This window comes from Streptomyces sp. NBC_00178 (genome assembly GCF_036206005.1).
Lineage (GTDB): Bacteria > Actinomycetota > Actinomycetes > Streptomycetales > Streptomycetaceae > Streptomyces.
This window is the reverse complement of the sequence record NZ_CP108143.1, coordinates 4,515,050-4,527,904: the sequence shown is the minus strand read 5'-3', so window position 1 is coordinate 4,527,904 and position 12,855 is coordinate 4,515,050. Positions and strand designations below refer to the sequence as shown.

The 12,855-nt window shown below is 73.1% G+C and carries 10 protein-coding genes; 2 read left to right on the top strand and 8 right to left on the bottom strand.

Annotated features, from left to right (window positions below; all coding sequences use genetic code 11):
- Positions 1-46: 46 nt before the first annotated feature.
- From OHT61_RS19905 to OHT61_RS19890, 4 genes are all read right to left on the bottom strand, one after another.
- Positions 47-1,036, bottom strand: a complete 990-nt coding sequence (locus OHT61_RS19905) for a malate dehydrogenase (protein WP_329040124.1) — start codon at positions 1,034-1,036, stop codon at positions 47-49.
- 167 nt (positions 1,037-1,203) lie between these two features.
- Entirely contained in the window at positions 1,204-2,454 is a 1,251-nt protein-coding gene (locus OHT61_RS19900) for a helix-turn-helix domain-containing protein (RefSeq protein WP_329040123.1), read from the bottom strand.
- Positions 2,455-2,896: 442 nt separating this feature from the next.
- Positions 2,897-3,778, bottom strand: a complete 882-nt coding sequence (locus OHT61_RS19895) for a DUF3017 domain-containing protein (RefSeq protein WP_443049484.1) — start codon at positions 3,776-3,778, stop codon at positions 2,897-2,899.
- 19 nt (positions 3,779-3,797) lie between these two features.
- Complete coding sequence (locus tag OHT61_RS19890; RefSeq protein WP_329040121.1) at positions 3,798-4,676, bottom strand: bifunctional methylenetetrahydrofolate dehydrogenase/methenyltetrahydrofolate cyclohydrolase; 879 nt, start codon at positions 4,674-4,676, stop codon at positions 3,798-3,800.
- Positions 4,677-4,910: 234 nt separating this feature from the next.
- Here OHT61_RS19890 and OHT61_RS19885 point away from each other — a divergent pair, with 234 nt between their 5' ends.
- Entirely contained in the window at positions 4,911-5,504 is a 594-nt protein-coding gene (locus OHT61_RS19885; RefSeq protein ID WP_329040120.1) for a hypothetical protein, read from the top strand.
- 70 nt (positions 5,505-5,574) lie between these two features.
- Here the strand turns inward: OHT61_RS19885 and OHT61_RS19880 are convergent, their stop codons facing one another.
- The 3 genes from OHT61_RS19880 to purN all read right to left on the bottom strand — a co-directional run bounded on the left by OHT61_RS19880 (position 5,575) and on the right by purN (position 9,453).
- Entirely contained in the window at positions 5,575-7,035 is a 1,461-nt protein-coding gene (locus tag OHT61_RS19880) for a DUF2079 domain-containing protein (protein WP_329040119.1), read from the bottom strand.
- 221 nt (positions 7,036-7,256) lie between these two features.
- On the bottom strand, positions 7,257-8,810 hold the full coding sequence (gene purH / locus OHT61_RS19875) for a bifunctional phosphoribosylaminoimidazolecarboxamide formyltransferase/IMP cyclohydrolase (protein ID WP_329040118.1): 1,554 nt from the start codon (positions 8,808-8,810) through the stop codon (positions 7,257-7,259).
- Complete coding sequence (gene purN / locus OHT61_RS19870; RefSeq protein WP_329040117.1) at positions 8,797-9,453, bottom strand: phosphoribosylglycinamide formyltransferase; 657 nt, start codon at positions 9,451-9,453, stop codon at positions 8,797-8,799. The genes purH and purN overlap by 14 nt, the downstream gene beginning before the upstream one ends.
- Positions 9,454-9,691: 238 nt before the next feature.
- On the opposite strand from purN, the gene OHT61_RS19865 reads away from it, so the two are divergent.
- On the top strand, positions 9,692-10,702 hold the full coding sequence (locus OHT61_RS19865) for a hypothetical protein (RefSeq protein ID WP_329040116.1): 1,011 nt from the start codon (positions 9,692-9,694) through the stop codon (positions 10,700-10,702).
- A 29-nt stretch (positions 10,703-10,731) separates the two neighbouring features.
- Here OHT61_RS19865 and OHT61_RS19860 read toward each other — a convergent pair whose 3' ends face one another.
- Positions 10,732-12,765 (bottom strand): cell division protein PerM, encoded by a 2,034-nt coding sequence (locus tag OHT61_RS19860; RefSeq protein ID WP_443049621.1) that lies wholly within the window; start codon positions 12,763-12,765, stop codon positions 10,732-10,734.
- Positions 12,766-12,855: the final 90 nt, after the last annotated feature.

The window sequence follows — 12,855 nt, the reverse complement described above, 5'->3', positions numbered from 1 at the left end:
GGCGCCCCCGTACCGTGCCCGGGTCCGGCCGGTGGCCGGGAGACCGTCAGATCAGGCCGAGCTCGCGGACCGCGTCGCGCTCCTCGGTGAGCTCCTGCACGGACGCGTCGATGCGCGCACGGGAGAACTCGTTGATGTCCAGGCCCTGGACGATCTCGTACTTCCCGTCCTTGGTGGTCACCGGGAAGGAGGAGATGATGCCCTCGGGGACGCCGTAGGAGCCGTCCGACGGGATGCCCATCGAGGTCCAGTCGCCCTCGGCGGTGCCGTTGATCCACGTGTGCACGTGGTCGATCGCGGCGTTGGCCGCCGAGGCGGCCGAGGACGCGCCGCGGGCCTCGATGATCGCGGCGCCGCGCTTGGCGACGGTCGGGATGAAGGTGTCGGCCAGCCAGACCTCGTCGTTGACGACCTCGGCGGCGTTCTTGCCGGCGATCTCCGCGTGGAAGATGTCCGGGTACTGGGTCGCCGAGTGGTTGCCCCAGATCGTCAGCCGCTTGATGTCGGAGACGGCGGCACCGGTCTTGGCGGCCAGCTGCGAGATCGCGCGGTTGTGGTCGAGGCGGGTCATCGCGGTGAAGCGCTCGGCCGGTACGTCCGGGGCGGCGGCCTGCGCGATGAGCGCGTTGGTGTTGGCCGGGTTGCCGACGACGAGGACCTTGATGTCGTCCGCGGCGTTGTCGTTGATGGCCTTGCCCTGCGGCTTGAAGATGCCGCCGTTGGCGGACAGCAGGTCGCCGCGCTCCATGCCCTTCGTGCGCGGGCGGGCGCCGACGAGGAGGGCGACGTTGGCGCCGGCGAAGCCGACGTTGGCGTCGTCCGTGATCTCGATGCCGCGCAGGAGCGGGAAGGCGCAGTCGTCGAGCTCCATGGCAGTGCCCTCGGCCGCCTTGAGACCCTGGGGGATCTCGAGGAGTCGCAGGTTGACCGGCACGTCCGGGCCGAGCAGGTGGCCGGAGGCGATGCGGAAGAGCAGCGCGTAGCCGATCTGGCCGGCCGCGCCGGTGACGGTGACATTCACGGGAGTGCGGGTCATGGCGATCTCCGTTAGACAGCTGGCGGTGGGGGTCCCTGCCCCTGGTGCGGGACATCTCTGAATCTTGATGTGAAGAGATATCCGGCGATCAGGCTATCCGACCCGCGCCGCACCGGCCGCCCGCCCCCCTGTGGCACCGCACACAGCCGGTTACGTACCGCAGCCGCCTACTCCGGGGCGGTGCACCCGGTCGTCCCGGACGCCGGCGTCACGCAGGCCTTGGCCTCGGAGGGCTTCCGTACGGCGACCATCGGGGTGTACGCGTCAGCGGCGGCGTCGGAGTCGACGGCCTCCGTCTCCTTCGCGGGCCCGGCGGTGATCGTCACGGTGTCGCCCGCGGCGGCCCGGGTGAGGCGGGCCCACGCCGCTCCGCACGTCTCGCTGTAACGGACCTCGACGAGACCCGCGCCGACCCTGGCCCTCGCGACCGTGTCGGCGAACCGGCCTCCACAGCCCATCACTTCGGGGTCCTGACCGGTGCACGCGGCGCCGCTGCACTGCACCCCCGCGGGCAGCCGCGCCCGGGTGGTGGCCGGGCCGGTCGACGGTCCCGCGGCGACGCCGCCGTCGCCGCCGCTCTCCCCTCCCGGGTCGCCGCCCCGGCCGATGAACAGCACGGCGGCTGCTGTCAGCAGGAGCGCGCCGACCGCCCCCGCGACGAGCGCGGCCGGCCTGCGGCGTCCACCTCGCCCCTTCCCCCCGCCCGACGGGGCCGCCGCCGACGGGGCCGTGCCCGAGGCGACGGCGGCCGGCGGCACCCCGGCCGAGGAGGCGGCGCCCGGCGCAGCCGCGGCCGCCGGGACGGCGTCGGCCGGTACCGCGTCCGACCGGTCACCGGTGGACGGGCCCGCGTCCCGCGGGCCGTCGTCCGCGTACGGTCCGCCCGCGGAGGGGGCCGGCGCACCGGCGGCGTCGCCCGCCCCCGGTTGCCGCGGAATGCGCGGGAGGGTGCCTCGCTGGACGGGCACGGACACCGGCCACCGCACGGCGCGGGTCTGCCCTCCCGGCCCGGCGGCGGTGGGCACACCGGCGCCGGGCGCCGCGCGGCGTGCGCTTCCCGTCGAGCCGGCGGCAACACCGGCCTCGCCGAGCGCCGCCCGCGCCTGGGAGATCCTGATGGCTTCCATCGTCATGTCGTGGCGCATCTCGGAACGGCTCCAGGCGCGCTCGGCCAGCTCCCACATGGTCGTCAGATGGTTCTGCTGGGTGCCGGTCACCTCGGCGAGCGCGACGACCGCCCCGCGCGGGGCGAGCAGCCGGCCATTCAGATAGCGCTCCCAGGACGTCCTGCTGTAGCCCGTGCGGTCGGCGACCGCGGCGATGCTCAGCCCGCCGCGGTCGACGAGTCTGCGCAGCTGTCCGGTGAACTCCCGTACCTGTGGATCGAGTTCTTCCGGCAGCGGCTTCCAACGCGGCATTGCTTCCCCCAGTCGGTTTCCCGGACGCGCCCGGCGCGCCCGTGCCGCCGGCGCCGGTCGCGGGCAGGCCGGAACGGCCGGTACCGCGTCTCGGGCTATCGAGAAGGATGCCCGGCTCCGGGCTGTCGGTTGCGGGTGAAGAGGCGCACCGGGGCATTCGGTATGAGCGCGGGATCCGTTGTGCGCCGTAGTACTCGTCGAACCGGCCCGCTGCCGTTGCGTGACCGTCACGGGGTGGCGGAATGGTCACTTCCGTGCCACAGGGACCGGGCGTCCCTTGAACCAGCACCTCATGTCCATGACGCTTGGATCAGGACAGGGCAAGGCCGGTCAAGTCGCCTCGTTCCGGGGCGTCTTGCGCCGGCGGACCCGGTCCGGTGTCCGTCCCTTCTCGGGGGTGGGGACGGACACCGCGCAGGTCCTCCCCGCGCGCACGACTCCGCTAGCGGATCGTGAAGTGGACCACGTCCTGCAGGAACGGGACGCTCAGCCAGGGCCTGGGCTGCGCCATCAGCGCGATCAGCACGATGAGGATGCCCAGCAGCCCGTACGTGACGAGGTCGGTGAAGCGGGACCTCACGGCCAGCATGCCGACCGACGGCACCACCCAGCGGAGCACGGCGCCGGCGAGCAGCGCGAGACCCACCAGCATCGAGCCGTACCGGAAGGCCTCGTCGAACGGGTCGGTCCCCACGATCAGGAGCCCGACCCCGGCGGTGCAGAGCACGGTCAGCAGGGGCCACTGGCGGGCGGGGGCCGGTGCGTCTCCCGGCGCGGCCCTGCCGCCCCCCTCGGGACGGGCGGTGTCCCGGGTCAGCGAGAAGCGCCGCGGGGGCGCCCACGTCGAACCACTGCTCCCGCCCTCCACGACGGTCCCGTCGGTGTCGCCAGCCGCATCCGTGCCCTCGGCCCCGTCCACTCCCTCGGACCCGTCCGTCACGCCGGGCGCGGGCACAGCGGCCGAGGCGTCCGCGCCTGACGGCGCGTCCGCAGTGACCGGCGTATCGACGTCGGCGCTCGTGTCCCCGTCGGCGGTCCGGTCCGCGGCCGCGCTCCCGCCGGTGCGACCTTCCCGCGTGGACACCTCTTCGGCATCCGGACGCTCCGGCGCGCCGGGGCCGGCGGCAGACCCGCCCTCGGCGGCCTCACCGGCCCGCGCCCGCACGCCGGCCGCAGCGGCCTGACCGGGCGCGGCTTCCGCCTCGCGCGCCTTCCCGGCGCCCCCGGCCGGCCCGCCCTGCTCGGACATCACTGCCTCCTCGGCCGGGCCGCCGGTGTGCGTGCCACCCACCGGACTCGTACCAGGACTCGTACCAGCACCCATGGAGTTCCTCCGGCCCGGGTCAGCCGGCGGATTCGGCGGAGGCCTCGGCGGCGGCGCGTTCGGCCGCCTCGACCACGTTGACGAGCAACTGGGCGCGGGTCATGGGGCCCACACCGCCGGGGTTCGGGGCGACCCAGGCCGCGACCTCGGCCACACCGGGGTGGACGTCCCCGACGATCTTGCCGTTCTCGTCGCGGCTCACGCCGACGTCGAGCACGGCCGCGCCGGGCTTGACGTCCTCGGGCTTGATCAGGTGGGGCACACCGGCGGCGGCGACGATGATGTCGGCCTGCTTGAGGTGCGCCGAGAGGTCACGGGTGCCGGTGTGGCACTGGGTGACGGTCGCGTTCTCGGACTTGCGCGTGAGCAGCAGCGGCAGCGGACGGCCGATGGTGACGCCACGCCCGACGACGACCACGTGCGCGCCGTCGATCTCCACACCGTGGCGGCGCAGCAGCGTGACGACGCCCTGCGGGGTGCAGGGCAGCGGGCCGGTCTCGTTCAGGACGAGCTTGCCCAGGCTCATGGGGTGCAGCCCGTCGGCGTCCTTGGCCGGATCCATCAGTTCGAGGATGCGGTTGGTGTCGATGCCCTTGGGGAGGGGAAGCTGCACGATGTAACCGGTGCACTCGGGATTGTCGTTGAGCTCCCGTACGACGGCCTCGATCTCCTCCTGCGTGGCCGTGTCGGGGAGTTCGCGCTGGATGGATCCCATGCCGACCTCGGCACAGTCGCGGTGCTTGCCGTTCACGTACCACCGGCTGCCCGGGTCGTCTCCGACGAGCAGGGTTCCCAGGCCGGGTGTGATGCCCTGCGCCTTGAGGGCCGCCACGCGGACGGTCAGATCGGACTTGATCGCAGCTGCGGTGGCCTTGCCATCGAGAATCTGGGCAGTCATGGCACCCATCCTCCCGGATGACCCCGCCCGCGTACCAATCCGGGCTGTCAGGTGGACGCGAGGTTGCACTTGCACAACACATCGGGCGATCGGCTGGACACAAAGCGATGGTCAGGGCGACGATGAGGGGCGCATCACCGCGGACAGTGTCGGGGGGACCACCGTTCGGATTGCGCAGCGTTCCTCCGCCCGGCCGTGGTCGTCCCCACCTTTCCGCAACGGAGGAAACCCGCCATGAGTTTCGGCGACCCGAACAACCCCTACGGCCAGCAGCAGCAAGGCGGCCAGCAGGGCTACGGCTACCCGCAGCAGACCCCGCAGGGTGTCCCGCAGCAGGGCTACGGCTACCCGCAGGCGCCGCCGGTTCCGGGCGGGTACGGCTTCCCGGGCGCACCGACCGAGATGCCCGGCAGCGTCAAGTCCGCGCGCGTGATGCTCTACGTCATAGCCGGTCTCCAGGTCATCGGCGCGATCATCTTTGCGATCGCCGCCGCCGCAGTGAACGCGGCCAAGAACGACGCGACCCTCAAGGACGACGTCCAGTTCCAGCAGCTGGCCGACTACTCGGGCGGCGCGCTGTGGGGCTTCGTGGTCTTCGCCGTGCTGTGGGGCGTCTTCGCCGTCGTCCTCGCCGCCAAGTTCGGCAAGGGCGGCAACGGACTGCGGATCACGACCATCGTCTTCGGCGTGATCACGGCGATCCTCGGCCTCTACCCCTTCCTCGTGATCGGTCTCGCGCACACGGTGCTCGCCATCCTGATCATCGTCTTCGTGGCGAAGGCCGACGGCGGTGCCTGGTTCAACCGCGGACGCCAGCCCCAGTACTGACCTCACGCACTCCGCTGCGCGCACGAAGGCCGTGACACCCGCACTCCGGGTCTTGCGGCCTTCGGCCATTTCAGGGCGCCTTGGTCGTCCGCGCCATCACCACGAACGGCCCGGCCTCCCGCGTGATGCGGTACCGCGCCTCCGGGTGGAGCTGCTGCGCGTACTTCACCGGGTCCTCGATCGGCTGCGACCAGCCGAAGTCCAGGTTGATCGCGACGACGTCGGGCGCGGTGCCGGGTGCTCCGCCGATCCAGTAGACCGTGCGGTCGGCGGTCAGGTGCGCCATCAGCGTGATGTCGGTCTCCACCCGCGCGCCGACGGGAATGGCGCGCAGCGCCTCCTCGGCCGCGTGGGTGCGGGCGTCCGCCCGGTACGTCTCGGGGCGGAGCAGCTCGCGGAACGGGAGGTGCTGGGTCAGCGCGACGGCGATCGCGGCGGCGACGGGCACGGCGACGTTCGCGTACGAGACGAGCCAGGGCCGCTTCGAGTCCCGGCTGCGCCGGATGCCGTCCGCCATGGCGAGGAACACGACCGGCATCAGGATCGCGCTGTAGTGCCAGACCATGCCCCAGTGGTTGGAGTCCTGTGAGAGCAGGCGCCAGCCGAGGGTCGGCAGCACGAGGAGGACGAGCGGGGAGCGCAGCGCCATGAAGGCGGTGATGCCGACCAGGAAGACGAGCATCTCCAGCTTGACCGAGGAGTCGAGGACGCCGAGCACGGAGTCGAGCAGGGACACCTCCTGCCCGCCGTTCTCCTCGATCTTCTTCCAGTAGTCGTACGTCCCCGCGCTGCTGGCCGCCGGTATGAGCACGAGCACGGTCAGCGCGAACGAGAACACGCCGAAGGCCGCCAGCAGGAAGCCCTGGAGCCTGCGCCCGTAGAGGGCGAGGAGGCCGCCGACGACCGCGACGGTGACCCCGAGGTCCTCCTTGACGAGGACCAGCGGCAGCGCCCAGAGGACCGCCGCGCGCCAGCGCCCCATGAGCAGGGCACGGCAGACGAGTGCGATCAGCGGGACCGCGAGGGCTATCTCGTGGAAGTCGGCCTTCACCGCTTCCTGGAGGCCCCAGGACAGCCCGTAGGCGGCGGTGGCGCAGAGACCGGTGCGGCCGCCCAGGATCTGCTGGACGGTACGCCCGACGACGACGGCGGAGAAGGCGAACAGGGCGGCCTGGGCGAACAGCAGGGCGGCCGCCGACGGCCATATCCAGTAGAGCGGCACCAGGAGCGCGACCACGGGGCTGAAGTGGTCGCCGAGTATCAGGTAGCCGGGGCCCTTGATGTCGACGACCGGGGCGTCGAACCCGGCGTACGCGCGCACCTCCTGCTCGAAGATGCCGAGGTCCCAGGACGGCGACTGGAAGTGGGTGAACCGGATGTACGCGTACAGGAAGTAGACCGCGCCCAGCAGGACGGCGGCGATCAGGTACGGGCGCAGCGGTGCCGGGTGGAGCGGGACGGCGACCGCGCCGGCTTCCTCCCCGGGCGCCTTCTCCGGCGCGCCGGTCCCGCTCTTCTTCAGGTCAAGCACGGTGCCCCCGCAACGGAATTGCCCAGTGGTCACTGCCGGCCGGACCGGTCCCGCCCGCCGCGGCCCGACGAGCCATTCATTAGAACAGAGGGGCGACCGGAATCCGTAGGCCGGGACGCGCCGCAGGCCGCACCCGGGGAGGGTGCGGCCTGCGGCGTCGTCACCGGGCCCGCGGGGCGGTCCGGTGCGTTGCTCCGTGCGGCGGTGTCACCGCGGGGGCGTCAGTGGAAGAAGTGGCGGGTGCCCGTGAAGTACATGGTCACACCGGCCTTCTTCGCGGCCTCGACGACGAGCTCGTCGCGGACCGAGCCGCCCGGCTGCGCCACGGCCTTGATGCCCGCGGCGGTCAGGATCTCCAGGCCGTCGGGGAAGGGGAAGAAGGCGTCGGACGCGGCGTACGCACCACGTGCCCGCTCCTCGCCGGCCCGCTCGACCGCGAGCTTGGCGGAGTCGACGCGGTTGACCTGACCCATGCCGACACCGACGGAGGCGCCGTCCTTGGCGAGCAGGATCGCGTTCGACTTGACCGCGCGGCAGGCCTTCCAGGCGAAGGCGAGTTCCCTGAGCTCCTCGGCCGGGAGGGCCTCACCGGTGGCGAGGGTCCAGTTGGCCGGGTCGTCGCCCTCGGCCTGGAGCCGGTCGGTGACCTGGAGCAGCGCGCCGCCGTCGATCGGCTTGACCTCGACCTCGGAGGCCGGGGCGTCGGGGCAGCGGAGCACACGGATGTTCTTCTTGCGGGCCAGGACCTCGACCGCGCCGTCCTCGTACGCCGGAGCGACGATGACCTCGGTGAAGATCTCCGCGACCTGCTCGGCCATCTCGACGGTCACCGGGCGGTTGACGGCGATCACGCCGCCGAACGCGGACAGCGGGTCGCAGGCGTGCGCGTTGCGGTGCGCCTCGGCGACGTCGTCCGCGATCGCGATGCCGCACGGGTTGGCGTGCTTGATGATCGCGACGCAGGGCTCGGCGTGGTCGTACGCGGCACGGCGCGCGGCGTCGGTGTCCGTGTAGTTGTTGTAGGACATCTCCTTGCCGTGCAGCTGCTCGGCCTCGGCGAGACCGCCCTCGCCGGAGGTGTAGAGCGCCGCCGGCTGGTGCGGGTTCTCGCCGTAGCGCAGGACGTTCTTGCGCGCGTAGGTGGCACCGGAGAAGTCCGGGAAGCCGGAGTCGTCGGCGGCGGCGTAGCCGTCGGCGAACCAGGACGCCACGGCCACGTCGTACGCGGCGGTGTGCTGGAATGCCTCGGCGGCGAGCCGCTTGCGGGCCGTCAGGTCGAACCCGCCCGCCTTGACGGCCGCGAGGACGTCGGCGTAGCGCTCCGGGCTGGTGACGACGGCCACGGAGGGGTGGTTCTTGGCGGCGGCGCGGACCATCGACGGGCCGCCGATGTCGATCTGCTCGACGCACTCGTCGTCGGAGGCGCCGGAGGCGACGGTCGCCTTGAACGGGTAGAGGTTCACGACCACCAGGTCGAACGGCTCCACGCCCAGCTCGGCGAGCTGCTCGCGGTGGGCGTCCAGACGCAGGTCGGCGAGGATGCCGGCGTGCACCCGGGGGTGGAGCGTCTTGACGCGGCCGTCGAGGCACTCGGGGAAGCCGGTGAGCTCCTCGACCTTCGTGACGGGCACTCCGGCCGCGGCGATCTTCCCGGCGGTGGAGCCGGTGGAGACCAGCTCGACACCGGCCTCGTGCAGACCGCGGGCGAGGTCTTCGAGCCCCGTCTTGTCGTAGACACTGACCAGGGCGCGGCGGATGGGCTTATTCACCGACATGACCGAGATGAACCTTTCGTCCCTCAATGCGATAGCCGTCGCGGGCGAGCCGCCCTACGGCCTCGACGAGCAGCTTGCGCTCGACTTCCTTGATGCGTTCGTGGAGGGCCGCTTCGCCCTCCACGGTTTCCTCTTCGGTCACCTCGACCACGCCCTGCGCGATGATCGGACCGGTGTCGACGCCGTCGTCGACGAAGTGGACGGTGCACCCGGTGACCTTCACGCCGTACGCGAGCGCGTCGCGCACACCGTGGGCACCGGGAAAGCTGGGGAGCAGGGCGGGGTGGGTGTTGACGACGCGGCCGCCGAACTCTGCGAGGAACGCCTTGCCGACGATCTTCATGAACCCGGCGGAGACCACGAGGTCCGGACGGTGCTCGGCCACGGCCGCGGTGAGCGCGGCGTCCCACTCCTCGCGGCTCGCGTGGTCACCGACCCTGCAGACGAAGGTGGGGAGCCCCGCGCGCTCGGCGCGCTCGGCACCGAGGGTGCCATGGCGGTCCGCACCGACCGCGACGACCCGGGCGCCGTAGGCCTCGGGATCGTCACCGATCGCGTCGAGGAGCGCTTGCAGGTTCGTGCCTGAGCCGGAGACGAGCACGACCAGACGGGCCGGAGCGGCGGAGGGGGGCGGGGAGGCCACAGCAGGGCCCTTTCTCGCGTGGTGGAGCGGATACGCGATGTGCGGGAGAGCGTTTGTATGGTCGTACGAAAGAAGCTCGCCCCGCGATACGGGGAACTCTACGAACGGTCCGACCGTCAGCAACGATACCGGCACTCCCGGCGGCCCCCACGGGACGGGGGCGTGCCCGGGAGGTAGCGTCAGGGGGCAGGGAACCGCCCCCGGGCGGAAATGACGAGATGGGGAAGACGTTCACCACATGCCGGACCGCCTCCGCACCGCCCTTGGCCACCCGCTGCCCGAGCGGGCCGTCTCCATGCTGATGCGGGAACGCCAGTCCTCTTCGCCGGACTCCTCGTCGGGCTCTGGTTCTTCGACGGGCTCGGGGTCTTCTTCGGGCTCGGGGTCTTCGACGGGCTCCGGCTCCTCGGGCTCGGGGTCTTCGACGGGCTCTGGTTCTTCGACGGGCTCCGGCTCCGCGGGTTCGGGCTCCGGTTCCGCTCCGGGCTCGCGGACGGGCGCGGGTTCGCCGTCCGGATCCTCGGACGACAATCCGTTCGCCGCACCGCCCGAGGACAGGCCCGACCAGCCCTGGCAGCCCCGCCACCCGCGTCCGCAGAACCACGGTGACGACGGGTCCGACGGCAACGGCGGGGACAGGCCCGACGACCGCCCCGTCTGGGGAAGCCAGTGGAGCGACCGCCAGCCCGGCCGGGAGAGCGGCAACTTCGGTGGCCGCCCCGGCAACCCCCAGGGCGGCCAGGGCGGCGGGCCCGAGGGCAACCCCGGCGGACTGCGCTGGGACCCGACCGACCCCGTCCAGCGGCGAGCGCGCTATGCGGTGCTCGGCGGCATGTGGGCGTTCTTCTTCGCTCTCTTCGACCTGCCCGAGATCGCGCTGCTGCTCGGGGCGCTTGCCGTCTACTGGTCGGTCAGCGCCCTGCGCGGAGGCCCGCGCAAGCACCCGGCGACGGACGCCCGGACCGCCGCGGTGACCGGCGCGGGCCAGGAGCGGCCGACGGCACAGCCGGCACCGTCCGCCGCACCGGCCGCCCCGCAGAGCACCGGACGCCAGCAGACGACGGCGGCCGTGAGCGGCCTGGTCACAGCCCTGCTGGCACTGGCGATCGTCGCCACCGGCTACACGGTCCAGCTGGTCTACCGCGACTACTACACCTGCGTGAACGACGCCCTCACCAAGTCGGGCGCCGTGGCGTGCAACGACAAGCTGCCCGAGCCGCTGGAGCCCTTCTTCGGCGTCAAGAAGTAGCAGCGCGCGTTCCGAGAACCACCACGGAGCTACGGAGCGTTCTCCCGGCCCGGGTCCGGATGCCGATCGGCGTCCGGACCCGGGCCGCTCGGCTTCCCCGGCTCGGCGACGGACGGCTCCTCGGACGGCTCCGCGTGCGTCTTCGCGGACGGCTCCTCGGACGGCTCCGCAGATGCCGGGGCCTGCGCGGGGGCGGACGGGGCACCGGCTTCGGCGGTGGACCCGGCGGAGGGGTCCGGCGCGCCGTCGTCGACGGTGACGTCGACGGGGAGACCGTCCGCGGGCACCGCCACGGGTGCGGACACGGGTCCGGGTGCGGACACGGGTGCGGGTGCGGATACGGGTGCGGGTGCGGATACGGGTGCGGGTGCGGATACGGGTGCATTCCCCGATGCCGCACCCGGGGCGGCATCCGCCTCCGCCCCCGCCGGGTGTGCGGGCACCGCATGACCGGTCGGCGCCGCGTCCGGCCCCGCCGTACGCTCCCCGGGCGCGCCGGGCGTGGGCTTCGCACCGTCAGCTCCGGGGCCGGGGACGGCCGGGAAGTCCGCCATCAGCCCGCCGGAGCGCTTCCGGAGCGCGGCCCAGCGCGCCTTCCTCGCCCCGTCCTCGTGCCAGGAAGCGGCGGACAGGAAGTCGTACGTGTCCTCGTCCGCCTTCGCCGCACCGGCCTCCACGGCCCCCTTCCCCAGCGGCTGCTGTCCTTGCGGGTCGTCTTCCGCCGGCTTCTGTTCCGGCGTGGCCGACTCGGCGGCTGCCTTCGCCCGGCCCGAGCCGTCACGCCGCCATCCCCACCGGTTCTCCCGCAGCCGCCAGGCCCTGAGCAGCAGCGCCCCGGGGACGCCGATGACGGCCGTCCACACGAGTGCGGCCGGGCCCACCAGCCACCACACCGGGCCGAACTCGGCCAGGGCCCCGGTACCCAGGGGCCCGCCCGACGCGGCGGCCAGAGCAGCCGCGCCCGCTCCGCAGCCCACGGCGGCCAGCCCGGCGACCAGGGCGGTCCGCCCCTGGCCCCACTGCTCCTCGTCGTCGCCCGCGGGTGAGGGGGCCGCACTGCGCGCGACGCGGCGGGCGACGGCCAGGGCGGCCAGGGCCGGGACCGCGGCCGACGCCCAGTTCACCGCCGTCCCCGGGCCGTGCACCGGCATCGCCGCGAGCAGCGGGAAGTCCGGCAGGGCGGGGTGTCCGGCGAAGGCCAGCGGAGTGACCGTGGACGCCGTACCGAGGGCGAAGCCCGGTCCCATGCCGTACGCGGCGCCCCACATCGCGGCGTTCGGCAGGAGCGCGAGGGCCAGCAGGAGCAGGGCGGACCTGCCGGCCCAGTCGCCGGACAGCCCCAGCAACGACGCCCGGGCGGCCCCCGCGTTCCACACCAGGGCCGCGCCGACCAGCAGCGCCCCGCCCGCGAGCAGCGTCGTCGTCCCGGCGGCCGCCGAGCGCAGTGCCGCTGCGGCGCCCGCCCGGAAGACGGTGCGGGCGGCGGCTTCCTGGAGCCGGAGCGGCGCCCAGACGAGGAGGGAGGTCACGGGGCGTCCCCGTGCCGCCCAGACCCCCGCGGCGGCGGAGCACGCCACCACCGGCACGACGGGGAACGCGAGCGTGGCACGGTCGACGGGCAGCCCTCCACCCCGTCCGTAGGCCGCCGCCGCGAGGACGACCAGCAGGTAGCCGGCGCTCACCGCGAAGAATGCCCCGACCGCCGAGTGCCTGTCCGTGACCTTCCCGTCGGTCTCCGCGGAGTCCCGGGCCGCCCGGTGCACGAGCCACCCGGGCAGCACGACGAGCAGCAGGGGCACCGTGCCCACGGGTGCGGGGTGCCCGCCGAGCGTGTCGGTCCTGACGAGTTCGGCGCCGTGGGCGAGCAGCCAGAGGCCGGTGGCGACGTGGAAGGCGCCGTCCGGCCCGCTGTCGGGGTACGGCGAGCTGATCCACAGCGCCATGACCAGGACGGCCAGCGAGCCGAGTCCGAGCCCTGCGGCGATGGCCCCGCGCGCGCATGCGGACGCGAGCGCGGCGGACCTGGTCCGCTCGGCAGGCAACATCGGGCTGCGTTCGGTCACTTGGGTCACGCCGCCATGCTGCCAACGACACGCGCTTATTCCGTGTAACGGGCGAATAGCCGCTGTGTCGCTCAATATACGCTTATGTAC

Bases quoted from the DNA above. Each gene is read 5' to 3' on its own strand.
- OHT61_RS19895 (WP_443049484.1), bottom strand. From the start codon at position 3,778: ATGGGTGCTGGTACGAGTCCTGGTACGAGTCCGGTGGGTGGCACGCAC.
- OHT61_RS19885 (WP_329040120.1), top strand. From the start codon at position 4,911: ATGAGTTTCGGCGACCCGAACAACCCCTACGGCCAGCAGCAGCAAGGC.
- purH (WP_329040118.1), bottom strand. From the start codon at position 8,810: ATGTCGGTGAATAAGCCCATCCGCCGCGCCCTGGTCAGTGTCTACGAC.
- OHT61_RS19900 (WP_329040123.1), bottom strand. From the start codon at position 2,454: ATGCCGCGTTGGAAGCCGCTGCCGGAAGAACTCGATCCACAGGTACGG.
- OHT61_RS19865 (WP_329040116.1), top strand. From the start codon at position 9,692: ATGCCGGACCGCCTCCGCACCGCCCTTGGCCACCCGCTGCCCGAGCGG.
- OHT61_RS19890 (WP_329040121.1), bottom strand. From the start codon at position 4,676: ATGACTGCCCAGATTCTCGATGGCAAGGCCACCGCAGCTGCGATCAAG.
- OHT61_RS19905 (WP_329040124.1), bottom strand. From the start codon at position 1,036: ATGACCCGCACTCCCGTGAATGTCACCGTCACCGGCGCGGCCGGCCAG.